General features: G+C 62.8%; 26 protein-coding genes. 11 read left to right on the top strand and 15 right to left on the bottom strand.

The features are described 5' to 3' along the window. Positions 1-30: 30 nt before the first annotated feature. Positions 31-912 (bottom strand): LysR family transcriptional regulator, encoded by an 882-nt coding sequence (locus tag EPJ54_RS10810; RefSeq protein ID WP_135211722.1) that lies wholly within the window; start codon positions 910-912, stop codon positions 31-33. Between the two features lie 125 nt (positions 913-1037). Between EPJ54_RS10810 and EPJ54_RS10805 the strand changes: the two genes are divergently transcribed. The 3 genes from EPJ54_RS10805 (at position 1038) to EPJ54_RS10795 (ending at position 5811) form a co-directional block, all read left to right on the top strand. Continuing rightward, positions 1038-2201 carry an isovaleryl-CoA dehydrogenase gene (locus EPJ54_RS10805; RefSeq protein ID WP_239590871.1) on the top strand — a complete coding sequence of 388 codons (1164 nt, stop codon included), beginning with the start codon at positions 1038-1040 and terminating at the stop codon, positions 2199-2201. A gap of 95 nt (positions 2202-2296) precedes the next feature. Then, entirely contained in the window at positions 2297-3901 is a 1605-nt protein-coding gene (locus EPJ54_RS10800) for a carboxyl transferase domain-containing protein (protein WP_135211720.1), read from the top strand. Positions 3902-3903: 2 nt separating this feature from the next. Beyond that, the gene (locus EPJ54_RS10795) at positions 3904-5811 is read left to right on the top strand and encodes an acetyl/propionyl/methylcrotonyl-CoA carboxylase subunit alpha (protein WP_135212103.1); all 1908 of its coding nucleotides are present in this window, start codon (positions 3904-3906) and stop codon (positions 5809-5811) included. A 126-nt stretch (positions 5812-5937) separates the two neighbouring features. Here the strand turns inward: EPJ54_RS10795 and EPJ54_RS10790 are convergent, their stop codons facing one another. The 3 genes from EPJ54_RS10790 to hpf all read right to left on the bottom strand — a co-directional run bounded on the left by EPJ54_RS10790 (position 5938) and on the right by hpf (position 7756). Further along, a complete protein-coding gene (locus EPJ54_RS10790; RefSeq protein WP_135211719.1) occupies positions 5938-6600 on the bottom strand; it encodes an acyltransferase in 663 nt (220 codons plus the stop codon). After that, on the bottom strand, positions 6597-7064 hold the full coding sequence (locus EPJ54_RS10785) for a PTS sugar transporter subunit IIA (RefSeq protein ID WP_135211718.1): 468 nt from the start codon (positions 7062-7064) through the stop codon (positions 6597-6599). The genes EPJ54_RS10790 and EPJ54_RS10785 overlap by 4 nt, the downstream gene beginning before the upstream one ends. Before the next feature lie 68 nt (positions 7065-7132). Further along, positions 7133-7756, bottom strand: a complete 624-nt coding sequence (hpf, locus tag EPJ54_RS10780; RefSeq protein WP_135211717.1) for a ribosome hibernation-promoting factor, HPF/YfiA family — start codon at positions 7754-7756, stop codon at positions 7133-7135. 254 nt (positions 7757-8010) lie between these two features. Between hpf and EPJ54_RS10775 the strand changes: the two genes are divergently transcribed. Then, positions 8011-8937 carry a DMT family transporter gene (locus EPJ54_RS10775; protein ID WP_239590870.1) on the top strand — a complete coding sequence of 309 codons (927 nt, stop codon included), beginning with the start codon at positions 8011-8013 and terminating at the stop codon, positions 8935-8937. Here the strand turns inward: EPJ54_RS10775 and EPJ54_RS10770 are convergent. The 6 genes from EPJ54_RS10770 to lptC form a co-directional block, all read right to left on the bottom strand. Then, entirely contained in the window at positions 8934-9818 is an 885-nt protein-coding gene (locus tag EPJ54_RS10770) for a DUF2785 domain-containing protein (protein ID WP_135211716.1), read from the bottom strand. The two genes, EPJ54_RS10775 and EPJ54_RS10770, sit on opposite strands and share 4 nt — an antisense overlap. 82 nt (positions 9819-9900) lie before the next feature. After that, entirely contained in the window at positions 9901-10080 is a 180-nt protein-coding gene (locus EPJ54_RS10765; protein WP_135211715.1) for a hypothetical protein, read from the bottom strand. A 56-nt stretch (positions 10081-10136) separates the two neighbouring features. After that, positions 10137-11609, bottom strand: coding sequence for an RNA polymerase factor sigma-54 (gene rpoN, locus EPJ54_RS10760; protein ID WP_135211714.1), 1473 nt, complete (start codon positions 11607-11609; stop codon positions 10137-10139). A 14-nt stretch (positions 11610-11623) separates the two neighbouring features. Then, positions 11624-12391, bottom strand: coding sequence for an LPS export ABC transporter ATP-binding protein (gene lptB / locus EPJ54_RS10755; RefSeq protein WP_135211713.1), 768 nt, complete (start codon positions 12389-12391; stop codon positions 11624-11626). A 58-nt stretch (positions 12392-12449) separates the two neighbouring features. Further along, entirely contained in the window at positions 12450-12995 is a 546-nt protein-coding gene (locus tag EPJ54_RS10750; protein ID WP_135211712.1) for an LptA/OstA family protein, read from the bottom strand. Further along, complete coding sequence (lptC, locus tag EPJ54_RS10745; protein WP_135211711.1) at positions 12992-13642, bottom strand: LPS export ABC transporter periplasmic protein LptC; 651 nt, start codon at positions 13640-13642, stop codon at positions 12992-12994. Before lptC ends, EPJ54_RS10750 begins: the two co-directional genes overlap by 4 nt. A gap of 153 nt (positions 13643-13795) precedes the next feature. Between lptC and EPJ54_RS10740 the strand changes: the two genes are divergently transcribed. Continuing rightward, positions 13796-15010 carry a PQQ-dependent sugar dehydrogenase gene (locus EPJ54_RS10740; protein ID WP_135211710.1) on the top strand — a complete coding sequence of 405 codons (1215 nt, stop codon included), beginning with the start codon at positions 13796-13798 and terminating at the stop codon, positions 15008-15010. A gap of 42 nt (positions 15011-15052) precedes the next feature. On the opposite strand, the gene EPJ54_RS10735 is transcribed toward EPJ54_RS10740, so the two are convergent. Continuing rightward, on the bottom strand, positions 15053-15427 hold the full coding sequence (locus tag EPJ54_RS10735) for a DUF4168 domain-containing protein (protein WP_135211709.1): 375 nt from the start codon (positions 15425-15427) through the stop codon (positions 15053-15055). 102 nt (positions 15428-15529) lie between these two features. After that, positions 15530-15997 (bottom strand): MarR family winged helix-turn-helix transcriptional regulator, encoded by a 468-nt coding sequence (locus tag EPJ54_RS10730; protein ID WP_135211708.1) that lies wholly within the window; start codon positions 15995-15997, stop codon positions 15530-15532. 52 nt (positions 15998-16049) lie between these two features. Between EPJ54_RS10730 and hppD the strand changes: the two genes are divergently transcribed. From hppD to EPJ54_RS10705, 5 genes are read left to right on the top strand one after another with little or no spacing between them, the layout of a single operon-like run. Continuing rightward, on the top strand, positions 16050-17123 hold the full coding sequence (gene hppD, locus EPJ54_RS10725; RefSeq protein ID WP_135211707.1) for a 4-hydroxyphenylpyruvate dioxygenase: 1074 nt from the start codon (positions 16050-16052) through the stop codon (positions 17121-17123). Beyond that, positions 17123-18175, top strand: coding sequence for an isoaspartyl peptidase/L-asparaginase family protein (locus EPJ54_RS10720; protein WP_135211706.1), 1053 nt, complete (start codon positions 17123-17125; stop codon positions 18173-18175). Before hppD ends, EPJ54_RS10720 begins: the two co-directional genes overlap by 1 nt. A 4-nt stretch (positions 18176-18179) precedes the next feature. Beyond that, complete coding sequence (locus tag EPJ54_RS10715) at positions 18180-18746, top strand: VOC family protein (RefSeq protein ID WP_135211705.1); 567 nt, start codon at positions 18180-18182, stop codon at positions 18744-18746. Positions 18747-18784: 38 nt separating this feature from the next. Continuing rightward, positions 18785-19435 (top strand): maleylacetoacetate isomerase, encoded by a 651-nt coding sequence (gene maiA, locus EPJ54_RS10710; RefSeq protein ID WP_239590869.1) that lies wholly within the window; start codon positions 18785-18787, stop codon positions 19433-19435. Then, complete coding sequence (locus EPJ54_RS10705; RefSeq protein ID WP_135211704.1) at positions 19432-20439, top strand: fumarylacetoacetate hydrolase family protein; 1008 nt, start codon at positions 19432-19434, stop codon at positions 20437-20439. The genes maiA and EPJ54_RS10705 overlap by 4 nt, the downstream gene beginning before the upstream one ends. A gap of 10 nt (positions 20440-20449) precedes the next feature. On the opposite strand, the gene EPJ54_RS10700 is transcribed toward EPJ54_RS10705, so the two are convergent. Beyond that, entirely contained in the window at positions 20450-21970 is a 1521-nt protein-coding gene (locus EPJ54_RS10700; RefSeq protein WP_135211703.1) for a cryptochrome/photolyase family protein, read from the bottom strand. 80 nt (positions 21971-22050) lie between these two features. On the opposite strand from EPJ54_RS10700, the gene EPJ54_RS20420 reads away from it, so the two are divergent. Continuing rightward, positions 22051-22179: a DUF2256 domain-containing protein gene (locus EPJ54_RS20420; protein WP_135212100.1), complete on the top strand. Its 129-nt coding sequence runs from the start codon at positions 22051-22053 to the stop codon at positions 22177-22179. Here the strand turns inward: EPJ54_RS20420 and EPJ54_RS10690 are convergent. Both EPJ54_RS10690 and EPJ54_RS10685 read right to left on the bottom strand, forming a co-directional pair. Beyond that, on the bottom strand, positions 22174-22788 hold the full coding sequence (locus EPJ54_RS10690; RefSeq protein ID WP_135212099.1) for a ribonuclease D: 615 nt from the start codon (positions 22786-22788) through the stop codon (positions 22174-22176). The two genes, EPJ54_RS20420 and EPJ54_RS10690, sit on opposite strands and share 6 nt — an antisense overlap. A gap of 73 nt (positions 22789-22861) precedes the next feature. After that, entirely contained in the window at positions 22862-24361 is a 1500-nt protein-coding gene (locus EPJ54_RS10685; protein ID WP_135212098.1) for a class I adenylate-forming enzyme family protein, read from the bottom strand. Positions 24362-24487 lie beyond the last annotated feature (126 nt).

Below are 24487 nucleotides of genomic sequence, written 5' to 3'. Positions count from 1 at the left end.
TGACATCGCGGCAACGCACGGTGGAGCCGTTTACCTTGTTTTGCGACGCGCAGCGCCGTACGTCGCGCGGACGGCTTCCACGAACGCGCTTGGCGCGCTTTGATCGCGCGCGCGATCAGAGAAAACGAGCCCGATGTCGCGGGTGAGATCGAAGCCGTTGAGCTTAATGGCGGTGAGCCCAGGCTGCTTGAAGCTCAAAGGCGCGACCGTGATGCCGAGGCCTGCGGCGACCATGCTGAGCGCGCGATCGTCGCTCAGCGTGCGCAAGCTGAACGAGGGGCGCACGTCGCGGTTGGTGAAATAGCGGCTGATCTCCGGCAGGCCTTCGCATTGGCGGCGCACGATCATGGTCTCGCCCGCCAGTTCGCCGCCTTCGATGCTCTCGGCCTGGGCCAGCTTATGGCCGGCGCCGACGAAGAGCACGTAGGGCTCGGCGCGCAAGCTCTCCTGCGCGAAACTCTCCAAGCTGGGCCGCAGAATGGTGAGCGCCGCGTCGAGGCGGCCATCACTTAAACGGTTGGCGATGTCGCGCTCGGTGGAATCCAGCAATTCCAACGCCTCGCCGCTGGCGTGCTTGGCATGATACGCGACCACGCGCTCCAGGTCGCGCGCGGGGATGGTCGAGAGAATGCCGGCGCGCACCCGCTTTAGCCGCGGCGCCTCGGCGACGTCTCGGAGGGCTACTTCGTATTCTTGGGTGATGCGCCGGGCGTGACCGAGGAAGCGGCTGCCGGCGGGCGTCAGCGACACGCGCCGTGTCGTGCGCTCAAACAGGCGCGCGCCCACCTGCTCCTCAAGCTTGGCGATGCCGACCGAAAGTGTCGGCTGGGTCACGTTCACCCGCGCGGCGGCCTTAGAGAACGAGCCCAGTTCGGCCACCGCCAGGAAGTAGCGCAACAGATAGCGATCCATAGATGATATCTATCAGTTCTGTTCTTCCGGTTCAATTTCTATCGGCCAGGCAAATCAATTACGGTCTTTGGACCGCCGGCTTCCAGCCGGCCTTTGGCGTTTCAAACGCCCCGGAGCCGCGCCCCGTGACTGACTCCTACCAACTCGATTTCCAGCTCGGCGAAACCGCCGACGCGATCCGCGACACGACCCGCCAGTTCGCCGCCGATCGCATCGCGCCGATGGCCGCCGAGATCGACGCGACCAACAAATTCCCGCGCCAACTCTGGCCGGAAATGGGTGAACTCGGCCTGCACGGCATTACTGTCGCCGAAGAGGATGGCGGGCTAGGGCTTGGCTATCTCGAACACGTTGTGGCGATGGAAGAGGTGAGCCGCGCCTCGGCCTCGATTGGCCTTTCCTACGGCGCGCACTCCAATCTTTGCATCAATCAAATCCGCCGCTGGGCGACGCCCGAGCAGAAGCGGAAATACCTACCGAAGCTCATCAGCGGCGAGCATGTCGGCTCGCTCGCCATGAGCGAAGCAGGCGCCGGCTCCGATGTCGTCGGCATGAAATTGCGCGCCGAGCACAAGGGCGATCGCTATGTGCTCAACGGCACGAAATTCTGGATCACCAACGCGCCGGAAGCCAACACGTTGGTGGTCTATGCGAAAACCAATCCCGAAGCGGGCTCCGGCGGCATCACCGCGTTCCTGATCGAGCGCGGCATGAAGGGATTCAGCGTCAGCCAAAAGCTCGACAAAATGGGCATGCGCGGCTCGGACACCGGCGAACTCGTGTTCGAAGATTGCGAAGTGCCGGAAGAAAACGTGATGGGCGGCGTGGGCCGTGGCGTCGGCGTGCTGATGAGCGGCTTGGACTATGAGCGCGCCGTGCTCTCGGCCGGCCCGCTCGGTATCATGCAAGCCTGTCTCGACGTCGTGTTGCCCTACGTGCGCGAGCGCAAACAATTCGGCCGCGCTATCGGCTCGTTCCAGCTGATGCAGGCTAAAGTCGCCGACATGATCGTGGCGCTCAATTCAGCACGCGCGTACGTCTATGCCGTCGCGAAAGCCTGTGACGCCGGCAAAACCACGCGCCACGACGCGGCCGGCGCCATTCTCTACGCTTCCGAAAGTGCAGTGAAAGTGTCGCTCGAAGCGATCCAGGCGCTCGGCGGCGCCGGCTACACCAAGGACTTCCCAGTTGAGCGCTTTCTGCGCGACGCTAAGCTCTACGACATCGGCGCCGGCACCAACGAAGTGCGCCGCTTCTTGATCGGGCGGGAAATCATTGGCGCGGGCTAGGTTTGCCAATCAGATGATTGGATTCGCGGATTTGCCGCCCTTGAAGCAGGTTCGCGCGCACGTCAAACACTAATCAAATCTGAGAATTGGCGTCCATGAAGCTTAAGTCCGCAATCGACACGAACTCTGAAGCGTTCAAGAAGAATTTCGCGCATCACAAAGCGCTTGCCGATCAATTGCGCGCGCGCACGGCGGAGATTGCGCTGGGTGGTCCTGAAGATAGCCGCGCACGCCACGTCAAGCGCGGCAAGCTCTTGCCGCGTGATCGCGTGGAACGCTTGCTCGATCCCGGTGCGCCGTTCCTCGAAATTGGCGCGTTGGCCGCATACGACCTCTACAATGGCGAAGCGCCGGGCGCGGGTCTCATCACCGGCATTGGCCGCGTGTCAGGCCGCGAAGTCGTGATCGTCGCCAACGACGCGACGGTGAAGGGCGGCGCGTATTTTCCGATCAGCGTGAAGAAGCATTTGCGCGCGCAAGAGATCGCGCAGCAAAACCGGCTGCCGTGCGTTTATCTCGTCGACAGCGGCGGCGCGAACCTGCCGCACCAAGCGGAAGTCTTCCCCGACCGCGACCATTTCGGCCGCATCTTCTACAATCAAGCGCGCATGAGCGCGGCGGGCATCGCCCAGATCGCGTGCGTCATGGGCTCGTGCACGGCGGGCGGCGCTTACGTGCCGGCGATGAGCGATGAGACCGTGATCGTCCGCAACCAAGGCACTATCTTCCTCGGCGGGCCTCCATTGGTGAAGGCGGCGACCGGCGAGATCATCAGCGCTGAAGATCTGGGCGGCGCCGAAGTTCACGGCCGCAAATCCGGTGTTGTCGATCACGTCGCGCAGGATGATGCGCACGCGCTGCATCTGGTGCGCCGCATTGTCGGCAATCTGAACACGTCCAAGCATGTCGGCCTCGATCTGCGCGAGCCGCAGGCGCCGCTTTATGATCCGAGCGAAATTTACGGCATCCTGCCGCAAGACGTGCGCACGCCGTACGATGTGCATGAGATCATTGCACGTATTGTCGATGGCAGCGAGTTCGACGAATTCCGTCCGCTCTATGGCTCGACGCTTGTTACGGGTTTTGCGCGCATCTGGGGCTATCCGGTCGCGATACTTGCGAACAACGGCATCCTCTTCGGTGAGAGCGCGCAAAAGGGCGCGCACTTTATCGAGCTCGCCTGCAAGCGCGGCATTCCGTTGCTGTTCCTGCAAAACATCTCAGGCTTCATGGTTGGCGGCAAATACGAAGCCGGCGGCATCGCCAAGGATGGCGCAAAGCTGGTGACGGCGGTCGCGTCCGCCGAAGTGCCGAAATTCACGATGATGATCGGCGGCTCATTCGGCGCCGGCAATTACGGCATGTGCGGCCGCGCTTACTCGCCGCGTTTCCTGTTCTCGTGGCCGAACTCCCGCATTTCCGTCATGGGCGGCGAGCAGGCGGCGTCGGTTTTGGCGCAAGTGAAGCGCGACGGCATGGAAGCCAAGGGCGAGACCTGGGCCAAGGACGACGAAGAGAAGTTCAAAGCGCCGGTGCGCGCGCGCTACGAAGCCGAAGGCGATCCCTATCACGCCACCTCACGCATGTGGGACGACGGCATCGTCGATCCCACCCAAACGCGCGACGTGCTTGGCCTCTCGATCAGCGCCTCACTCAACGCCCCAATTCCAGAGACGCGCTTCGGCGTGTTCAGGATGTAATGATGCTTAAATCTGTTCTCATTGCCAATCGCGGTGAAATCGCGCGCCGCGTGATCCGTACGGCCAAGCGCTTGGGTGTGCGCACGGTTGCGGTCTATTCCGACGCCGACGCGAAATCGTTGCATGTGCGCGAAGCGGACGACGCTGTGCACATCGGCCCCGCCGCGGCGAAGGAAAGCTATCTGCGCGGCGAGAAGATCATCGCCGCCGCCAAGCAAACAGGCGCCGAAGCGATCCATCCGGGCTATGGCTTTCTTTCTGAAAACGCCGACTTCGCGCAGGCTGTCATGGACGCCGGCCTCATCTGGATTGGGCCGCATCCGGATTCGATCCGCGCGATGGGCTTGAAGGACGCCGCCAAGAAATTGATGGCCGAAGCGGGCGTGCCGACCACGCCCGGTTATTTGGGCGAAGATCAAAGCGAAGAGCGCTTGCAGAAGGAGGCCGACGCGATCGGCTATCCGGTGCTGATCAAAGCTGTCGCCGGCGGCGGCGGCAAAGGCATGCGAAAGGTCGAGAAGAAGGGCGAATTCAAAGCCGCACTTCAATCAGCCAAGCGCGAAGCGGCGGCGGCGTTCGGCGATGATCGCGTGTTGCTCGAAACCTATGTGCAGCGCCCGCGCCACATTGAAGTGCAAGTGTTTGGCGATACGCATGGGCAGGTCGTGCATTTGTTCGAGCGCGATTGCTCGCTGCAGCGCCGCCACCAGAAGGTGATCGAAGAAGCGCCCGCGCCGGGCATGAGCGAGGACGCGCGCAAGGCCGTCACCGATGCCGCCGTGCTCGCGGCGAGGGCCGTGAACTATGTCGGCGCCGGCACGATCGAATTCATCGCCGACGCCAGCGAAGGCCTGCGCGGCGATCGCATCTGGTTCATGGAAATGAACACGCGCCTCCAAGTCGAACACCCGGTGACCGAAGAGATCACGGGCCAGGATTTGGTCGAATGGCAGCTCCGCGTCGCCAGCGGCGAAAAGCTGCCGCTGAAGCAAGAAGAGCTGCGCATCAACGGCCACGCGATCGAAGCGCGGCTTTATGCGGAAGACCCAAGCACGGGCTTCTTGCCTTCGATCGGCAGACTCGAAATTTGCGCCCTGCCGGACGCGATCGATGAGGACGTCCGTGTCGATACGGCCGTTGAGCAGTCGGGCGAAGTCTCGCCGCACTATGACCCGATGATCGCTAAAGTGATCGTCCACGCAGCTGATCGCGCTGCGGCGACGGCCAAGCTCGCGGACGCTATGGGCAGCGTCGCCGTTTGGCCGGTGCGCACCAATGCGGGCTTTGTATGCCGGTGCTTGGAAGAGGCGGCCTTTGCCGCCGGCGATGTCGACACGGCCTTCATCGGCGCGCGAGGCGATACGCTGACAGCCGTGCCGCGGCCGAGTAACGATGTTCTCTCGACGGCCGCGACGGTCTTCCATGAAGCAAGCGCCGCCGCTGCATCACGCACACAAACCTCGCAGACCTCGCCGTGGACGCAATTGATTGGCTTCCGCTCGAATTTGCCGGCGTCAACGCGTGTGGGGGTGCTCTGGAAGGGAGAGCGCTTTGAAGCGGAGATCGACGAAGGCGCAGATGCGTCATGGTCGCTGGAAGGCGACACGTTGGTCGCGTTTGAAAACGGCGAAGCCTACGAGTTCACGCTCGATAGCGGCGAGCGCGCCGAAGGCGAGGCCGCGGCTGGCGACGGCGCGATCCTTTCGCCGATGCCAGGCAAGATCGTCACCGTCGCTACGAAAGCTGGCGCGAAGGTGAAGAAGGGCGATGCACTCGTGGTGCTTGAAGCCATGAAGATGGAGCACACGCTGACCGCGCCGTTTGACGGTGTGGTGGCGGAGCTCAAGGCGAACACCGGCGATCAGGTCAGCGAAGGCGTGCTGTTGGCGAAACTGGAGAAGCAAGCCTAAGTGCTCCCCCGTTTACGGGGGAGCTGTCAGCGAAGCTGACTGAGGGGGCGAGGCACGCGCCACTGCCCCCTACGTCTCGCGCTTCGCGCGATCCACTTCCCCCGCACGGGGGGGGGGGAAGATCAATCAGCTCATCGCAAATTGCGCTTCTTCCTTGTCCGGATGGCGCGTCGCGTCACCGTAGCTTTCGTTGACGTTGACGACGGCAAGCGCGGGAATGTTCGCGTTGTGCGGCACGCTGGCGCCAGGGCCTACACGCGCGCCGGCGCCGATGAAAGCATACGAGCCAATACGCACCGGCCGCACCAGCACGCGTGAGCCTGCGCCGTCGGTCTTCTGACGCACATGCGCGCAAAGTTCGACTTCGCGCGAGAACACGACGCGATTGCCGATGTCCATCAAATGCCGGTCCAGCACGTCCATGCGCACCGGCCATTCGACGCCATAGCCGACACGCGCACCCCACATGCGCAGCCACATCGAATAGAAACCGGGAAACACGCGCAGCAGCGATTCAAGATAGGGCAGCGCGTCGTAGAAGGCTTGAATGTGATGTGCTGCAAGCCAGGGCGAAAACGTGCGCCCGTCGATCGGCGAAATGCCGTGCTTCAAAGGCGCCCAGCGAAACATGATCCGCTGCACCATTGGCGGCAGCAAATAGATCACGAAGATCAGCAGCGCCACGCTCCCGATCGACGGCCATTGCGCAAACACGCCGAGCGCCGTGAGCGACGCGACCGTCATCATCAGCGGAAAGTACGAGAACAGCCTGTCGGCCGGAGTCATCATGCCGCGTCGCTGTGCACAGCGCCCGCGATCAGCGCGTAGAGCTCGTCGCCACCGCGCGCTCCGCGCAGTTTCTCGCGTGTGTCAGCGTGGCGGAAGAAACGCGAAACGCGCGCCAGCGCCTTCAAATGATCGCCGCCACGGTCCGGCGGGGCCAGCAGCAGAAACACGAGATCAGCTGGGCGGCCGTCGAGGGCGCCGAAATCCTGCGGCGGGTCGAGACGCGCGAACGCGCCGATCGGGCCTTTCAGCCCGGCGACCGGCGCGTGCGGAATAGCGACGCCTTCGCCAACGCCAGTGCCCGAGAGGCGCTCACGCAGCAGCACAGCGTCAAACGCCACGCGCGCGTCGATGCCGGCGGCTTTGGCCAGCGCCTCGCACAGCATCTGGATCGCCTGACGCCGGGATGTGGCCAAGGCGCGCGGCAGAATCGCTTCCGGCGCGACAAGATCGCTTAGATCGTTCATTCCCTCACCCAGTTTGACGCGACCCTGCACGGATCGCGCCAAAACGTAATTTGAACCCCCAGGTTCCCTTAACCGGTCCCGTTTGCCTTTGTGTGACCATTGGCGCGTTCGGGGTCGATCCAGCCGATGTTTCCGTCAGCACGCCGATACACAAGGTTAAGACCGCCGTTTGCCGCGTTTCTGAACATCAGCGCCGGGCTTTCGGACAGGTCGAGCTGCATGACTGCCATCGAAACGGTCATCGTACGGACGGAAACCGCGTTTTCGGCGATTACCAGGGGCGCAGGATCGTGCCCATTCGCCGACGCGGTTTCGTCGGCCTCTTCGTCATCGTTTAACGGGGCGAGCACATACGCGGTCGCGTCCTCGGCGGGAAGGGGGGATTTGTTGTCGGCGTGGTGGTTTTTCAGCCTACGCTTGTAGCGCCTCACACGTTTTTCCAGCTTCTCCATTGCGTCGCTGAAGGCCGAATGGGCGTCGCCCGCGTGACCCTGGGCTTGAAGCGATATGCCGGAAGAGAGATGCACGGTGCAGTCGACCTCGACGCCGGCGCCGCCATTTTTGCCGACGGTGACCACCGCATCCGTCGCACGATTGAAATACTTACCTACTCCGCTTGAAAGCTCGCCCTCTATTCGGGTTCGCAGCGCTTCGCCGACATCCATCTGCCGTCCGGCGACTTGTATGCGCATATAGGAGCCTCCTTAAGTTGCGCCTTTCGGCGGGAGCGCTCGGGGCTTCGCTCCGCCCCCAAGAGCGCCCCGATGCCTGTAGAAAAAGGTATGCCTCGGAACAGGTTGGGTCAACGACGAGAGCCCGAAAAGGGCGCCAGAAAATGGTGTCAGCAGAAGCGGCGCCCACATCTGGACAGTGTCAAAACGGCGCCCCATCTCCCGTCAACGTAAACGGCGCGATTGAGACGCGGGTTGCGTGAGGGGAATGCGCCATGAGCGCGGAAACAAGCCTTGGCGCAGAGCCTGCGGCGCAACCGCAATGGGTCGATCTGATCGCAATCATCGTGTGCACGCTGGCGTGGGGCACGACCTGGTTTGCGATCACGCTGCAATTGGGCGTCGTCGATCCTGTTATCTCGATTACATATCGCTTCGCGCTCGCGGCGGTGTTGTTGTTTGCGTGGTGCGCGCTGCGACGTGAGAAGATCGCGCTCAATCGCGCCCAGCACATGGCCGCGTTCGGCGTCGGTATTTTCACGTTCTTGCTCAATTACGTTCTGGTCTATTGGGCTGAAGAGCGCGTGGCTTCGGCGGTCGTCGCCGTGCTCTTCGCCGCGCTCGCCTTCTTCAATCTGATCGCGTTTCGTTTGGTGTTTGGCCAACGCGCGCCGGCGCTCGCGTGGGCCGCGGCATGGCTCGGCATTCTCGGCGTCGCCTTGCTTTCGTGGGAGGAGCTGGCGTCGGCGCAGATGAGCGACGCCGCCCTGCTGGGCCTTGGGCTCACCTTCGCCGCCGTGCTCTCTTCCGCCGCCGGCAACATCTACGCACGGCGCGGCGAAATTGCCGGCGCTGGCGTGGCGACGTTCACCGCGTGGTCGATGAGTTACGGCGTCGCCATCCTCATTCTGTTTGCGCTCGCCACGGGCCGCGCTTGGACATTCGAGCCCACCTGGTCCTACGTGCTGTCGCTGTTGCACCTGTCGATCGTCGGCTCGGTGCTGGCGTTTCTCTTGTATTTTGGCCTGGCGCGCCGGCGCGGCTATGCGACCGCCGCCTACATCTCCGCACTCACGCCGCCCGTGGCGATGACAGTCTCGACGGTGTTCGAAGGCAAGACCTGGGGCATGCTTGCACTTGCCGGGATCGTGCTTGTGCTGCTCGGCCAAGTCTTGCTGCTGCGTGCAAGGAAGACGGGCTAGGGCAGCGCACGGAGTGCAGCTTCGAGGCCCGGCAACATCGAATTGTCTTCCGCGTTCTCGCTGAGCTGCGCATTGAGATGGATCGTCTGCAGGAACGCCTTCGCATTGTGGATGCGCGCCAAGCCCGCCTGCGATGCGTACGGGTTGTCGCCGACATCTGCGAATTGCGCGAAATAGGTGGTCCATTGCGCTTCCCTGATCAGGCCACGTTGCGCCATGAAGATGATCGGTCGCGCGAGCCGCTCGCTTTCGCCATAGATGTAGAAATGGCCCTCCGGCGTCACCTGCGTCGCGATGGCGTCGGCGATGCGCTGCACATCGGCTGCGCCGAGCGCTGGGTTCAGGCCGAGCTGCAACAGTAAGTCTGAGCCGTGCGCCACGCCGTGGCGCCAGCCTTCGCCTTCATCAAAGCCACGATAATCGCGCACCTGCGTGAAATAGCGCAGCGCGCTATCGAGCATGCGCTGACGCGACGCTTCATCAAGATACGCCTCAATCCGATCCGCGCGCGCGACTTCGCTCAGCACCAGCGCCGCGAACGGTTGCTCGAAGCCGTTGGGATCGCTCGCGAAGAGCCGCGCTTCCAGATCAATCGCCAGCGCCCGCATCGTCTGTGGCGTCAGCTGTCGCGCCCGCAACCAATGCGCATACGCCTCAAACGCAATCCCGTCACGCATCGTCGGATCGAGTGAGGCGAGGCAGGGCGTGAACGCGAGCGCTAAGCGATTGCGCGCGCGGTCATTCGGTATGGCCCATTCGCTGACCTTCAGCGCATCCAGCTGCGCGCGATCATAGCCCGGTGGCGGGCACGACGGCGTTTGCGCCTGCGCGCTGGCGCAGGCGGCGAGAACAAAAGCGGCGGCGAGCACGAGGCGTTTCATGCGTCAAGCTCACGACGCCACACGACGATGGGCAAAGCCGATGCGACGAAATGCAGAAGAGGCGGGACGGGAGGCGTCAGTCTCAGCGCAATTTAACGATGGTAAGTCCATCCGCCTTGGCGCGGTCCTTGGTCGATTCCTCGCTGCGCGTGAGCGCCTTGGCGATCGCCTTCAGCGACATGCCCTTGCCCGCGAGCGTGTGCAGCTTACGGATTTCGTCCTGTGTCCAAGGCTGACGATGCCGCTCAAACCGTTCCGCCATGTGATGATCCTTTGCTGTGCGCATCGTCGCACAGCTCCGGCGGCTTGTCGCGGGCGTTAGATCCCGTGCGCCAGCTTCCGCTTTCGCTCCACGCTGCTCGGGATGCGCAAGCTTTCGCGATACTTCGCGACGGTGCGACGGGCGATATCGATGCCTTTTTCGCGCAGGATTTCGACGATGCGGTCGTCGCTCAGAATTTCTTCCGCGTTCTCGCCGTCGATGAGGCCTTTGATCTGGTAGCGCACGGCTTCGGCCGAGTGTGCTTCGCCGCCATCGGCGGCATTGATCGAGGCGGTGAAGAAATATTTCAGCTCAAACACGCCGCGTTCGCAGGAGAGATATTTGTTCGAGGTGACGCGGCTCACCGTCGATTCATGCATCTCGATCGCGGCGGCGACAGTTTTCAGATTGAGCGGGCGCAGATGCGCGACGCCTTGCACGAAGAACGCGTCCTGCTGGCGCACGATCTCGCGCGCGACTTTGAGGATCGTCTTGGCGCGCTGATCGAGGCTCTTGACCAGCCATGACGCGTTTGCGGCGCATTCGGTGAGGAATTGCTTGTCTTCTTCGCGCTTGGCCGTCTTCGACACGGTCGCGTAATAGCGCTGGTTCATCAGCACGCGCGGCATGGTGTCGGAATTCAATTCAACGTGCCACGTGCCGTCCGGCGCTTGCTTCACATAGACATCGGGCGCGACCGATTGCACCGCGCCGCCGCCAAACCCTGCGCCGGGCTTGGGCGTGAGCGCACGCACTTCGGCGATCATGTCGGTCAGATCTTCGCGGTCGACGCCGCACGCCGTCATCAAACGATCGAAATGGCCTTTGGCGAGCAGGTCGAGATTGCGCACGAGCGCTTCCATCGCCGGATCGAAGCGGCCGCGCTCTTTGAGCTGCAGCGCCAAGCATTCCGGAATGTCGCGCGCCATCACGCCGGTAGGCTCGAAGCCCTGCATGGTCGTCAGCACGCGCAGCACGTCGGCTTCGGCCACGCCCAGGCGATCGGCCAGCTCGCGCGTGTCGGTGCGCATATAGCCCCAATCGTCCACCGCATCGATCAGCACGCCGCCGATCAAACGATCGACCGCGCTCAAGCCAGCTTCGGTGAGTTGCGCATCGAGATGCTCGGCGAGCGAGATGTCTTGCGTGAGCGTGTCTTCAAGACCGGGCAGATCATCGAAGCTCTTGCCCGACGACGCCTTCGACCAATCGGTGAGGGGCGCCGCACCCGCTTCAAGCAATTCGCCAGCGCTCAAATCCGGCGCCATGTCGGCGACAGACACATCAAGCGCGGCTTCGTTTGGCGTCATGCCGCTTTCGAATTCAAGCTGCTCGGCGTCGCCGCTTTCCTTCTTCGCTTCGGCCGAGCTCTCTTCGCGCTCCAACAGCGGATTGCGCTCGAGCTCGCCTTCGACGAATTCTTGCAGCTCGAAGTTGGAGAGTTGCAGCAGCTTGATCGCCTGCTGCAATTGCGGCGTCATCACCAGGGACTGGCCCTGGCGCAGCTCTAAGCGAGGGGTCATCGCCATCGGCGGCCCCCGTCCTAGTTGAAGTCTTTGCCGAGATACCTTTCGCGGACGGCTTGGTTCGAGCGCACCTCTTGGGGCGATCCCTCGAATAACACTTCACCGTCGAACATGATCGAAGCCCGATCCACGATCGTGAGCGTTTCGCGCACGTTGTGGTCGGTGATCAGGACACCCAGACCGCGTTCTTTCAAGAACAGGATCAGCTTGCGGATGTCATCGATAGCGAGTGGGTCAATGCCGGCGAAAGGCTCATCGAGCAACATGAACGACGGCCGCGTCGCCAAAGCGCGCGCGATCTCCACTCGCCGACGCTCACCACCCGAGAGGGCGGAGGCGGGCGAATTTTTCAGGTGATCGACGTGCAATTCGGCGAGCAGCCCGTCGACGATCTCGCGGCGCTTTGCGCTGTTGCGCTCAGTCAGCTCGACGATCGACATGACGTTCTGTTCGACAGTTAGACCACGGAAGATAGATGGTTCTTGCGGCAAGTAGCCAACGCCCAATCTGGCGCGCTGGTACATGGGCAGCGTTGTGACGTCCTGGCCGTCCAACAAGATTTGCCCCTGGTCCACGCGCACGAGCCCCGTGATCATATAGAAGCAGGTGGTTTTGCCTGCTCCGTTGGGGCCCAACAGACCGACGACCTCGCCGCGATTGACGTGCACTGACACGTCTTTCACCACGCGGCGGCCGCGATAGGATTTCCCGATCGAGACCGCGCCGAGCCCGCCTTGGGCGGTTTCAGACTTGGTCGAACGGCTTGCAGCGCCCTCGGGGCTCATATCGACTACCTGCCGCTAAGATTTCGTGAAGTCGTGGTTATATGATACCGCAAGGCGCTTAATTGCCTGACCCGCCCTGGGGATTGTTGCGCGGTACGAACACACCGCGGACCCGTTGGCCCGGCGTCGGCCGGATGGTCGTGCGGCGGTTGCCGATCTGCAGAACCAGGGTTTCGCCGCGGATCACGTTCTCTTCGCTGGCCACCACGACATTGCCGGTGAAGGTCACCGCGTCCTGCGCGACCTCATAGATAGCGCGGTTGCCGCGCGCGGATTGGGCCGGGCGGACATAATAGACCTCGCCCTCGGCGATCATGCGCTGGATGTCGCCCGAACCGAGGCCTGCCTGGCCGCCTTGCGCGCCGCCGCCGGAGGACTGGCTGAAGAAGAGCGTGATCCGGTCAGCCCGCAGGCGCGCGTCGTTTTGGACGATGTCGACGTCGCCGGTCAGCACCAAGCGTCGCTCACCGTCAAAATATTCAAGGTTATCAGCGGAATAGGAGACCGGTCCGCCATTCTCGGAGAGCTGGGCGTGCGCTGGCGCGGCCGACAAGGCGGCGAGGAAGAACGCACCGGCGGCAATCACAAATGCTACGGGCCTCATGGCGTCGTTTCCCCATTCTGTGGATCCCGGTCCGGGATCTGTCCCCTGACACCGCCGCGAAGCACCAACGCGCGGTCACTGTCCCGCAATTCATAGGACCCGGCCTGGAGCACGCCAAGGGGGCCTGCGCCGGTCACGCCGCCTCGGCCGGTCAAAGTGCCCTGGTCGAGGTCCACCACCATGCTCGGCGTGGTGAAGCGATTGCCGCCGCTATCGGAGAACAGCACCTCGCCGTCGAACACCACGGTCGCGGCTTGCTCGTCATAGATGCCGCGCGGGGCCAGCATGATGGTGCCGGCTTCGGTGCGATAAACCGGCGAAATCAATTCGATGGGCTGGTTCTCCCCCGGCGCGCGCTCGGCGATCTCGGCCGAAAGCTGATAGGGGCCGCCGCTTTCGGTGCTGCCGATAAAGCGCGGATTGATCATGCGCAGCGGCTCGGCCGCGGAGAGCGAGCCCGCATTGAAGCCGCCTTCGATCGCGTGCAGCCCCATAAACACGAACACCGCCGCCAACGACGCGCCTGCGCCCGCCACGAAAAACCGGCGCAGCGCCCCCACCAGGCGCGAACGGCGACGCGCCGCGCGCAGCGTCTGTGCGCGCTTCGGTTCCCATTCGAAAGTGGCGTAGTGGGCGGTGGCGGTCATGAACGTAACGGCTTTTCGCCCGCCTCAGGGGCGGAAGCAAGGCGGCGCGCCAGAACAGCCTGCCGCCGCGGCGGCTCGACTATTCGTCGCATCAGCGTGGTCGCATCTCTCCGGCGTCCTAGTTCTGGGCTGCCGACAACCGAAGAGGATCAGATGCGCCGCTTGAGCTTCATTGCCGCTCTGCTTTTCGCCGCATGTTCTGGCGGGCAAAGCGACGGCCAGACCAGAGCGGCCGGTGCGCCGGTCGAGCAGGGCGACGCCAACACAGATTATCAACCGGCCTTTGCGGGACAAACGCGCGCGCCCGAGCAGCCGAGCAATGTCGTGATCACCTCCGAGGTGATTGCCAGCGGCCTCGATCATCCTTGGGCGATCGCATTTTTGCCAGACGGCCGCTTGCTCGTGACGGAGCGCGCCGGGCGCTTACGGGTCGTCACGCGAGACGGCGCGATGTCCGCTCCCGTGGCTGGAGTGCCGGAGGTCGATGCGCGTGGCCAAGGCGGATTGCTCGATGTTGTTGTGAGCCCCACCTTCGCCTCGGACCGCTTGATCTATTGGAGCTATGCCGAGCCGCGCGGCGGCGGGGCCAACAGCACAAGCGTCGCGCGCGGTCGTTTGAGCGAAGACGCAGGCCGTCTTGAGAACGTGCAGCGGATTTTCCAGCAGAACCCAGCTTGGGCCTCGCGCGGGCATTTCGGTTCGCGGCTCGTGTTCGATCGCGAAGGGAATCTCTTCGTCACGCTCGGCGATCGCCAACAGAATGAGTCGCGCGAGCTGGCGCAGGATTTGTCCGTGCATATCGGCAAGGTGGTCCGCATCAATCTTGATGGCGCAGCGCTCGCCGACAATCCGTTCGTGGGCCAAGCCAGTGCGCGTGCGGAGATTTGGTCGTACGGCCATCGCAACGTGCAAGGCGCCGACCTGCATCCGGAAACTGGCGAGCTTTGGACGATCGAGCACGGCCCGCGCGGCGGCGATGAACTCAATCTTACGCGCGCCGGCCGCAATTACGGCTGGCCGGTTGTCTCTTACGGCATCGAATATCGTGGCGGCGCCATCAACGCGGGGATCACGTCGCAAGAGGGTATGGAACAGCCCAATTATTATTGGGACCCGGTGATCGCGCCTGGCGACATGGATTTCTATCGCGGAGAGCTCTTTCCGTGGCGCGGCGATCTCCTCATCGCGGGCCTCACCACGCAATCCATTGTGAGATTGGCGCTCGATGGCGAGCGCGTGGCGGGTGAAGAGCGCTTTGCCCTTAATCTTGGTCGCGTGCGCGATATCGCTGAAAGCGAAGACGGTGCGCTCTGGATCGTCACCGATGAAGCCGACGGGCGCTTGCTGCGCTTGACGCCGCAGCGTTGATGAATGGCCCCGAAGCCGGCGCTTCGGGACCTTGTCAGAGATTTATTGTTGCGAAGGCGTTTCGGCGGCCGCAGGGGCCGCGGTGCGCGCGGCATTGATACGCGCCTGCAGCGCCGTATCGGTTTGCGCTTGGGTGGCGATCGCGTTGTAGGTGGCGGCGTCCAAGTTGTGGCGTTGCAGGATCGCGCGGATTTGCGTGGCCCCTTCCGTGCGCTGCGCTTCCGTCGCGTTGGCGAGGCGTTGTGAGATCGGATCGATCTCCGTGCTCGCCGCTGCGAACGCGGTAACTTGCGCGTCGGTGAAAGTCGTCGATGCTTGGGCTTGCGCAGGTTGTTCCTGCGCGAACGCAAGCGTCGGCGCGGTCATGCCGAGCGCAGCCACAAGTGCGGCTGCGCCAAACAATGAAGATCGCGTCATAAAGTGTACTCCTCACTACGCCCCAATCCAGCCGGATGGGCGACGCGCGAGCGGTGCAACGGTTCCGAACAATCTTGTGAAAGCGCAGTAAGTTCAGGGAACTCACAAGGCGCGTGCGGCAACCAGCAAACGATCGAGCAGTGCGTCTAAGTGTGCCCGTTCCTTCGTGGAGAGTGCGCTAAGCAATTTCTCTTCGCTCGCGAGCGCAATCGGCGCGATACGGGCGTGCACGTTTTCACCTTGTGCGGTGAGCGAGAGAATTTGTCGGCGCGCATCGTCGCGATCGGCGCGCGCCTGCACGCGTTTGGAACTAACAAGCCGCGCCACAGCCCGCGAGACGGCGACCTTATCCATCTCCGTCGCTTCGGCGATCTCCTTGGCGGTGAGGTTCGGCGTGCGTCCCAACACAGCGATCACGCGCCATTCCGGAATGGAGAGATCAAAGGTTTCTGCGTAACGCGCCGCGATCGCACGACTGACCCGGTTGGAGAGGATCGAGAGCCGGTAGGGGAGGAAATCCTCCAGAACTAGAAGTTCCGCCGGGCTCGGTTTCCGCTTTGCGCTTGCCATTGGTTACAGATGAAACTAAATCGGGACAGACGCAAGCTTCCGAGGAAACGCCATGGCCGATTTGTTCGAGAATCCGATTGGGACCGATGGTTTTGAGTTCGTCGAATTCACTTCGCCCGAACCAGAAAAGCTTGCCGCGTATTTCGAACAAATCGGCTTCACCGCAGTCGCCAAGCACCGCAGCAAGAATGTCGTCCGCTACAAGCAGAACGACATCAATTTCATCCTGAACATGGAGCCGAGTGGTCAGGCCGCCCAGTTCCGCTCCGAGCACGGGCCCTCGGCCAACGCCATGGCGTTTCGCGTGCGCGACGCCAAGCACGCTTTCGAGGAAGCGGTGAAGCGCGGGGCCGAGCCGGTCGAAGGCAAAGTCGGGCCCATGGAACTCAACATCCCGGCCATCAAAGGCATCGGCGGCGCTTACATCTATCTGGTCGATCGCTACGGCGCACAGAGCATTTACGACATCGACTTCAAGCCGATCGAAGGCGCCGACGAATCCAAGAATAGCATCGGCCTCACCTATCTCGATCACCTCACGCACAACGTCTTCCGCGGCAACATGAAGACGTGGGCGGACTATTACGAGCGCATCTTCAATTTCCGCGAGATCCGCTATTTCGACATCGAAGGCAAAGTCACGGGCCTCTTCTCGAAAGCCATGACAAGCCCGGACGGCAAGATTCGCATTCCGCTCAATGAGTCGAAAGGCGAAGAAGGCAAGGTCGATCAGATCGAAGAATATTTGCAGCGCTACAAGGGCGAGGGGATCCAGCACTTGGCCTTTGGCACGGACAATCTCTATGAGGTCGTCGATCGCCTGCGGGCGCGCGGTGTCGAGCTGCAAGACACCATTGAGGCCTATTTCGACCTCATCGACAAACGCCTGCCGGGCCACGGCGAGCCAGTTGAAGAATTGCGCAAGCGCCGCATCCTGATCGACGGTGCGCCCAGCGAAGGCCAAGGCTTGTTGCTGCAGATTTTCGGCAAAGACGCGATAGGCCCGATCTTCTTTGAGTTCATCCAACGCAAGGGCAATGAAGGCTTCGGCGAGGGCAATTTCAAAGCGCTGTTCGAGTCCATCGAACTCGACCAAATCCGCCGTGGCGTGTTGAAGGCCAGCTGATGCGCGCTCTTCTTGCGCTCGCATTGCTCGCGCTCGCCGCCTGCGCCACCGGGGCAGAACCTGCGCCACGCTGGTCCATCGTTGTGCACGGCGGGGCGGGCGTGATCGAGCGCGCCAATCTGATGCCGGACGTCGAAGCTCAATACCGCGCCGCCATGCAGCGTGCGCTGGATACGGGCGGCGCTATTCTGGAACGTGGCGGCTCATCGCTCGATGCCGTCGAAGCTGTCATCCAGGAAATGGAAGACGATCCATTGTTCAACGCCGGCCGCGGCGCGGTCTTCACCGCCGAAGGCCGTAATGAACTCGACGCCTCGATCATGGACGGCCGCACGCGCGCCGCAGGCGCCGTCGCGGGTCTCACGCGCACGCGCCATCCGATCAGTGCGGCGCGTGCGGTGATGGAGGATAGCCCGCACGTTATGTTGATCGGCGAGGGGGCCGAAGCGTTCGCGCGCACGCAAAATCTCGAACAGGTCGATCCGTCCTTTTTCTTCACCGAGCGTCGCTGGCAGCAGCTTGAGCAAAATCTGCAGCTCAACAATTTGCCAATCCCGCAACGCCCAACCGGTGCGCCACAGCGCGAGGCGCGCGCGACGTGGCCAGACGATCACCAATTCGGCACGGTCGGCGTCGTGGCGCTTGATACGCGGGGCGACATCGCAGCCGGCACCTCGACGGGCGGCACCACCGGCAAACGCTGGGGCCGCGTCGGTGATGCGCCGATCATTGGCGCCGGCACATACGCACAGAATAACGTGTGCGGCGTCAGCGCCACCGGCACGGGCGAGTTCTTCATTCGCATCGGCGTCGCCCGTGATATCTGCGCACGCATGCAATTCAACGGTGAGAGCGCCCAGCAAGCCGCCGATCGCGTCATCGCGGAAGTCGGCGCACTCACCAACGCGCGCGGCGTGGCCGGCGATGGCGGCGTTATCGTGCTTGATGGCGAAGGCCGCCCCGCCTGGGCGATGAACACGCCAGGCATGTACCGCGCTTCGCTTCAGGCGGGTGGAACGCCGGTCGTCCAAATATTCGCAGACGAGGAATAAGCTCATGGCGATAACCAACGGCATCCATCACGTGGCTTATCGCTGCAAAGACGCTAAGCAGACGGTCGAATTCTATCGCGACGTCTTCGACATGGATTACACGACCGCGTTCGCCGAAGATCACGTGCCGTCCACGGGCGAGTATGATCCGTACATGCACATCTTCCTCGACGCCGGGAACGGCAACGTGCTGGCCTTCTTCGAACTGCCGCAGCAAAAAGAGATGGGCCGCGATGTGAATACGCCGGCGTGGGTGCAGCACATCGCGTTTCGCGTGAACAGCATGGACGAATTGCTGGCGGCGAAGGTGCGCGCGGAAGCCAAGGGGCTCGACGTGCTCGGGCCCACGGATCACGGCATTTTCAAATCAATCTATTTCTTCGATCCCAACGGCCATCGCTTGGAACTGACCGCTGACACCGGCACGCCGGAAGAATTGGCGGAGCTGAAGCGCGTGGCGCCCGACATGCTCGAAGAATGGAGCCGTACCAAGAAGGCGCCGCAGCATGCCGCTTGGCTCCACGAAAAAGCCCGCGCCGAACACGCCGCGAAAGCGCGGCTCGGCGAATAGCGCATGACGGCGGCCCGCCGTCGCGCTAGGGTTTGCGTATGCTGAAGCTCTACGATTATTGGCGATCATCCGCCGCGTATCGGGTCCGCATCGGGCTCAATCTGAAGGGCCTGGATTACGAGAGCATCCCGGTGAACATCATGCCGGGCACGGACGAGCAGATGCGCGAGCCGTACCGTTCCAAGAACCCGCAGATGCGCGTGCCCGCGCTCGACACGCCGCAGGGTTTGCTTACGCAATCCGTCGCCATTCTCGAATGGCTCGATCAAACCCATCCCGACCCGCGCTTCGTGCCCGCCGATCCGTGGCTCGCTGCGCAAGTGCGCGCCTTTGCGCTCACCATCGCCGCGGATATCCATCCGCTCAACAACACCAGCGTGCTCACACGCATCAAACTCGAATTCAGCGCCAGCGAAGAGCACGTCGGCGAATGGTATCGCCACTGGATCAAGCTCGGCTTCGCAGCTCTTGAGCATCAGGCTGAACAACGCGCTCAAACCGCTTTTGTGTTCGGCGATGCGCCCACGCTCGCGGACATTCTCCTCGTGCCTCAAATGGCCAATGCGCGCCGCTTCAAGACCGATCTGTCGCCATTCCCGTGTCTCGTCGCGTGGGACGAAAATGCGCGTAAGCATCCCGCTTTCATCAAGGCGGCGCCGGAAAATCAGAAGGACGCGGTGAAATCATGAAACTTGCATCGCTCCGGCACGGCCGCGACGGCAAGCTGGTTGTCGTCTCAGATGATCTGGCTTGGTACGCGCACGCCGGCCCCGAAGTGCCGACGCTGCAGGCAGCACTTGATGATTGGACGCACGCCGAACCGCGTCTGCGTGCGGTCGCTGAAGGCGTCAATGCGGGTACGATCCTGCGCGAACGCTTCCACGAACGCGAAGCTGCGTCGCCATTGCCGCGCGCGTATCAATGGGCCGATGGCTCAGCCTATGTGAACCACGTCGCACTCGTGCGCCAAGCACGCGGCGCCAAGATGCCGGACGCGTTCTGGAGCGATCCGCTGATGTATCAAGGCGGCAGCGACGCATTCCTCGGCCCGCGCGATTCCATTCCACTGAAAGATGAAGCTTGGGGCTGCGATTTCGAAGCGGAGGTGGCGGTTGTCGTCGACGATTGCGAAGCCGGCATCAGCGCTGACGAAGCCCGCAAGCGTATCCGCCTCGTTATGCTCGTCAACGATGTGAGCCTACGCAACCTTATCCCGGCCGAATTGGAGAAGGGTTTCGGCTTCTTCCAATCGAAGCCTTCGTCCGCGTTCTCGCCCGTCGCCGTGACGCCGGATGCGCTGGGCGATGCTTGGCGCGACGGCAAATTGCATCTTCCGATGCATGTCAGCCTGAACGGCAAAGCCTTCGGCGCCGCCGACGCCGGCGAAGACATGACTTTCGATTTCGGCCAACTCATCGCGCACGCTGCAAAGACCCGCGATCTCGCCGCCGGCACGATCATCGGTTCGGGCACAGTTTCAAATCGCGGTGAAGACGGCGGCCCAGGTAAACCGGTCAGCGAAGGCGGACGCGGCTATTCCTGCATCGCCGAGCAACGCATGATCGAGACGATCCAATCCGGCAAACCAAGCACCAGCTTCTTGAAGCACGGCGACCGCGTCGAAATCGAAATGCGCGATGCCAAGGGCCATTCCATCTTCGGCCGCATCGAGCAGGACGTGGTGAAGGTTTAGGCCGGGCGCATCATTTCAGCTGCGCGAGAAACTCCGCCGCATCGCGCGCGATCTCTGCGCGGCGCTCTTCGCTCAAGCGATCCAGCGTGCGATACATCGGCGCCACGCGCGGATTGTTGGCGAGCGTCGTTCGGTTGCGCGCCAAGAAATCCCAATAGAGGTAATTGAACGGGCACGCCTGCGGCCCGTTCTTCTGCTTCACGTCATAGACGCAGTGTCCGCAATAATCGGACATCCGATCGATGTAGGCGCCGCTCGCGGCGTAGGGCTTGGACGCCAGCGTGCCGCCGTCCGCAAATTGGCTCATGCCGATCGTGTTGGGCGCCTCGACCCATTCGTAAGCGTCGGCATAGACCGCGAGATACCATTCGTGAACCTGGTGTGGATCGATCCCCGCCAACAGCGCGAAATTGCCCGTCACCATCAAGCGTTGAATGTGATGCGCGTAGGCTTCGCGCTTGGTTTGCCCGATGGCGGCGCTGAGGCACGCCATCTCGGTATCGCCACTCCAATAGAACCAGGGCAGATCGCGCGCAGCACCGAGCGCGTTTTCGTGAACATAGTTTGGTCCATGCAGCCAATAGATGCCGCGCACGTACTCGCGCCATCCCAAGACCTGACGAATGAAGCCTTCGACGCAATTCAGCGGCGCGCGGCCAGCGCGATATTCGGCTTCAGCGCGACGGCAGACATCGAGCGGATCGAGCAGTCCCGCATTGAGATACATCGAGATCACGGCATGATAGAGGAAGGGCTCGCCCACCAGCATCGCGTCTTGATAATCGCCAAAGCGCGGCAACGCCTCGCGCAGGAAATGCGCGAACGCTTGTTCGGCGTGCTCATGCGTCACGCCAAACCAAAACGGCTCCAAATCGCCAAAATGATCCGGAAAGCGGTGCGCGACCAGATTGAGCACGTCGCGCGTGCGCGCGTCAGGCTCAAAGCGCGGCGGTTGCGGCATGAAGAAATCGGCGCGCGCAGGCTTGCGATTCTCCGCGTCGAAATTCCAGCGCCCGCCCGTAGGTTTGCCCTCGTCCAGAAGCAAACCATGCGCGACGCGCATCTCGCGATAGAAATATTCCATCCGCAATTGGCGCCGCCCTTGCGCCCAGGTGTGAAACGCAGCGTGCGGACAAAGAAAGCGCGTATCCTCACGCACCTCGACAGGCACGCCGAGTTCCCAATCCGCCATCGCGCCCGCCAAGCGATGCTCGCCCGGCTCCGTCAGCACGATCTCGCGCGGCCGAAGCGTCTTCACGGCGCGCGCGAGTTCAGCCTCCAGGCTGCCGGCATTGTCCGGATCGTCCAGCTTAACGTAACGCACGCGCACGCCACGCGCGTCGAGGTCAGCCGCGAACGCGCGCATGGCCGCGAACAGAAAAGCGATTTTCTTCTTGTGATGGCGCACATAGGTTGCCTCCGCCGCCACCTCGGCCAGCATGACGACATCGCGCGCAGGATCGAGGTCGCGCAGCGAAGACATGCGCGAAGACAATTGATCGCCAAGGAGAAGCCGCAGCGTCTGAACCACGGAGCATGTACGCGCGTATCGCCTTTACGGATCGGCGCGACGAGGCGAAGCAAGTGGTCAAGAACGCCAACGGAAAGCGCATGGACAAGGCTAATCTGCCGCAAAAGACCTGCGCAACCTGCGGCCGACCGTTCTCATGGCGAAAGAAATGGGCCCGCGACTGGGACGCGATCAAATACTGCTCACAGCGGTGCCGCGACGCCTCATGAGTGCGCGAAGATGTCCGTTTCTTCCCAGCCCGCCAGATCAAGCGCTGCGCGCGTCGGCAGGAAATCGAAGCAGGATTGCGCGATCTCGGTGCGGCCTTCGCGCGCCAGCATCGCGTCGAGCTTTTCCTTCAGCGCATGCAGGTGCAACACGTCAGACGCTGCATACGCAAGCTGAGCGTCGCTCAATTCCGGCGCACCCCAATCGCTCGATTGCTGATCCTTGGAAATGTCGCGACCGAGGATTTCCTTGGTGAGATCCTTGAGGCCGTGACGATCCGTGTAGGTGCGCACCAGCTTCGAAGCGATCTTGGTGCAATAGAGCGGCGCGGTGATGATGCTCAAATCGCGCATGAACATGGCGATGTCGAAGCGCGCGAAATGGAAGAGCTTCAGATGCGCCGGATCGGTCAGCACGCGCTTCAGATTTGGCGCGTTGTAGCTGGTGCGGTCGAGCTGCACGAGGTGCGCTTCGCCGCCGCCATCCGAGATTTGCACGAGGCAAAGCGGGTCGCGGATCAGCGACAGGCCCAAGGTCTCGCTGTCAACGGCGACCGCGCCGTTGAACGTAACGGTGTCGGGCAGGTCGCCCTTGTGCAGATAGACCGAGATATTCTTGCCATCGACGGTCAGGGAAAGCTTACGTGTCATCGGCCAGGGGCTTAGTGCAATTTGTCCCCAGGCGCTAGCCGGGGCGCCCCGCGACGTACTGATCTCGCAATTCGCGCTTGAGAATCTTGCCGATATGGCTGCGCGGCAGCTCATCGATCAGGATCGCCTCGGCGATGCGCTGCGTCTTGCCCAAGCGTGCATTGGCGAAAGCGCGAATGTCCTCGGCCGCAGCGCCGCGCGAGACGATGAACGCCACCGGCGTCTCGCCCCATTCCGCCGACGGTGCGCCGACCACGGCGACATCCGCCACATCCGGGTGCTGGCGCACGATGGCTTCGATGTCGCTCGGATAGATGTTGAAGCCGCCGGAAATGATCATGTCCTTCTTGCGGTCCATGAGTTCGAGGAAGCCGTCCGCATCAAAGCGGCCGACATCGCCGGTGCGCACGAAGCGTTTGCCGTCCGGCGATATCCAGATCGCCGCCGACGTCTGGTCTGGGCGATTGTGATAGCCGTTCATCGTCAGCTCCGAATGGCCGACGATCTCGCCCACCCCGCCGCGGGGCAGCTCCCGGCCATCCTCATCGATGATGCGAATATCGTGGCCCGGCGCCGGCTGGCCGACCGTGTGCAGCTTGTCTGGATAGGCATGCGCGACGAGCATGCAGGTGCCGCCGCCCTCGGTCATGCCGAAATATTCGACGAGCCCACCCGGCCAGCGCTTCAGCACGTCCGCTTTCAAAGCTGCTGAGAAGGGGGCCGAGGTGCAGAATTTCATCACGAAGCTGGAGAGATCGAACGAGTCAAAATCCGGCCGCGCCATCAGACGCGAATATTGCACCGGCACCAGCATGGTGTGCGTCACGCGGCGGCGCTGCGCGATCTCCAGATATTTCGCGGCGTCGAATTTCTTCATCAGAACAACCGTGCCGCCGAGGCCCAGCGTCGGGAAGAAGGCGACAAGCGTGGTGTTCGAATAGAGCGGCGTTGACAGCAGCGACACCGCTTGCGGTCCATAACCCATCGCTTGCGCGCGGGCGATATGGCCGAAGCGCATGCCGTGGCTCTGCACGATGCCCTTGGGCGCGCCCGTCGTGCCCGACGAATAGATGATATTGAACGGCATCTTCGGATCGATCGCGACCGGCGCGGGCTTCACGCCCGCGGGCGCCAACCAATCGGCGAAAGCCTGACCATGCGCGCCGCCATCCAGCGCGACGATTTTCGCTTTGATCTGATCCTTCACGCCCGCCAACGTCTCCGCCACCTCCGCGTCCACGAAGAAGAGCGGCGCGCCGGAATCGTCGACCATGCCGACGATGCTGTCCGGCGTGGACGACGGCGCGATCGGCGCCACAGCCACGCCCGCGCGCAAAGCGCCAACAAAAAGCGCCGCATACTCGATCGACGTCATCGCGCAGATGGCGATACTGGCGCCTGGCTTCACACCATCACGCTGCAGCGCCGCCGCGACGCCATCCATCAGCGCGTCCAGCTCGCGATAGGAGACCTGCCGCTCGTCTTGGATCAGCGCCGCCCCGTCAGGGCGCTCCGCCGCGTGCGCGGCGATCATGTCGGAAAGAGTGCGGAAGTCTTCGGACAAAGGGGCCTCGTTTCATTTCGCGAATGGACCGGCGTCGGCGCGTGGTTCGGTCCCACAAGTGGGGGTGCGCAGCGCGCGCGGTCGCGTGCAGGCGTC

The organism is Vitreimonas flagellata, from assembly GCF_004634425.1.
GTDB lineage: Bacteria > Pseudomonadota > Alphaproteobacteria > Caulobacterales > Aquidulcibacteraceae > Vitreimonas > Vitreimonas flagellata.
This window is presented reverse-complemented; position numbering and strand designations above follow the sequence as displayed.

Coding starts and splice junctions, on each gene's coding strand:
- EPJ54_RS10810 (WP_135211722.1), bottom strand. CDS start 912: ATGGATCGCTATCTGTTGCGCTACTTCCTGGCGGTGGCCGAACTGGGC.
- EPJ54_RS10800 (WP_135211720.1), top strand. CDS start 2,297: ATGAAGCTTAAGTCCGCAATCGACACGAACTCTGAAGCGTTCAAGAAG.
- EPJ54_RS10795 (WP_135212103.1), top strand. CDS start 3,904: ATGCTTAAATCTGTTCTCATTGCCAATCGCGGTGAAATCGCGCGCCGC.
- EPJ54_RS10790 (WP_135211719.1), bottom strand. CDS start 6,600: ATGATGACTCCGGCCGACAGGCTGTTCTCGTACTTTCCGCTGATGATG.
- EPJ54_RS10785 (WP_135211718.1), bottom strand. CDS start 7,064: ATGAACGATCTAAGCGATCTTGTCGCGCCGGAAGCGATTCTGCCGCGC.
- hpf (WP_135211717.1), bottom strand. CDS start 7,756: ATGCGCATACAAGTCGCCGGACGGCAGATGGATGTCGGCGAAGCGCTG.
- EPJ54_RS10775 (WP_239590870.1), top strand. CDS start 8,011: ATGAGCGCGGAAACAAGCCTTGGCGCAGAGCCTGCGGCGCAACCGCAA.
- EPJ54_RS10770 (WP_135211716.1), bottom strand. CDS start 9,818: ATGAAACGCCTCGTGCTCGCCGCCGCTTTTGTTCTCGCCGCCTGCGCC.
- EPJ54_RS10765 (WP_135211715.1), bottom strand. CDS start 10,080: ATGGCGGAACGGTTTGAGCGGCATCGTCAGCCTTGGACACAGGACGAA.
- rpoN (WP_135211714.1), bottom strand. CDS start 11,609: ATGGCGATGACCCCTCGCTTAGAGCTGCGCCAGGGCCAGTCCCTGGTG.
- lptB (WP_135211713.1), bottom strand. CDS start 12,391: ATGAGCCCCGAGGGCGCTGCAAGCCGTTCGACCAAGTCTGAAACCGCC.
- EPJ54_RS10750 (WP_135211712.1), bottom strand. CDS start 12,995: ATGAGGCCCGTAGCATTTGTGATTGCCGCCGGTGCGTTCTTCCTCGCC.
- lptC (WP_135211711.1), bottom strand. CDS start 13,642: ATGACCGCCACCGCCCACTACGCCACTTTCGAATGGGAACCGAAGCGC.
- EPJ54_RS10740 (WP_135211710.1), top strand. CDS start 13,796: ATGCGCCGCTTGAGCTTCATTGCCGCTCTGCTTTTCGCCGCATGTTCT.
- EPJ54_RS10735 (WP_135211709.1), bottom strand. CDS start 15,427: ATGACGCGATCTTCATTGTTTGGCGCAGCCGCACTTGTGGCTGCGCTC.
- EPJ54_RS10730 (WP_135211708.1), bottom strand. CDS start 15,997: ATGGCAAGCGCAAAGCGGAAACCGAGCCCGGCGGAACTTCTAGTTCTG.
- hppD (WP_135211707.1), top strand. CDS start 16,050: ATGGCCGATTTGTTCGAGAATCCGATTGGGACCGATGGTTTTGAGTTC.
- EPJ54_RS10720 (WP_135211706.1), top strand. CDS start 17,123: ATGCGCGCTCTTCTTGCGCTCGCATTGCTCGCGCTCGCCGCCTGCGCC.
- EPJ54_RS10715 (WP_135211705.1), top strand. CDS start 18,180: ATGGCGATAACCAACGGCATCCATCACGTGGCTTATCGCTGCAAAGAC.
- maiA (WP_239590869.1), top strand. CDS start 18,785: ATGCTGAAGCTCTACGATTATTGGCGATCATCCGCCGCGTATCGGGTC.
- EPJ54_RS10705 (WP_135211704.1), top strand. CDS start 19,432: ATGAAACTTGCATCGCTCCGGCACGGCCGCGACGGCAAGCTGGTTGTC.
- EPJ54_RS20420 (WP_135212100.1), top strand. CDS start 22,051: ATGGACAAGGCTAATCTGCCGCAAAAGACCTGCGCAACCTGCGGCCGA.
- EPJ54_RS10685 (WP_135212098.1), bottom strand. CDS start 24,361: ATGATCGCCGCGCACGCGGCGGAGCGCCCTGACGGGGCGGCGCTGATC.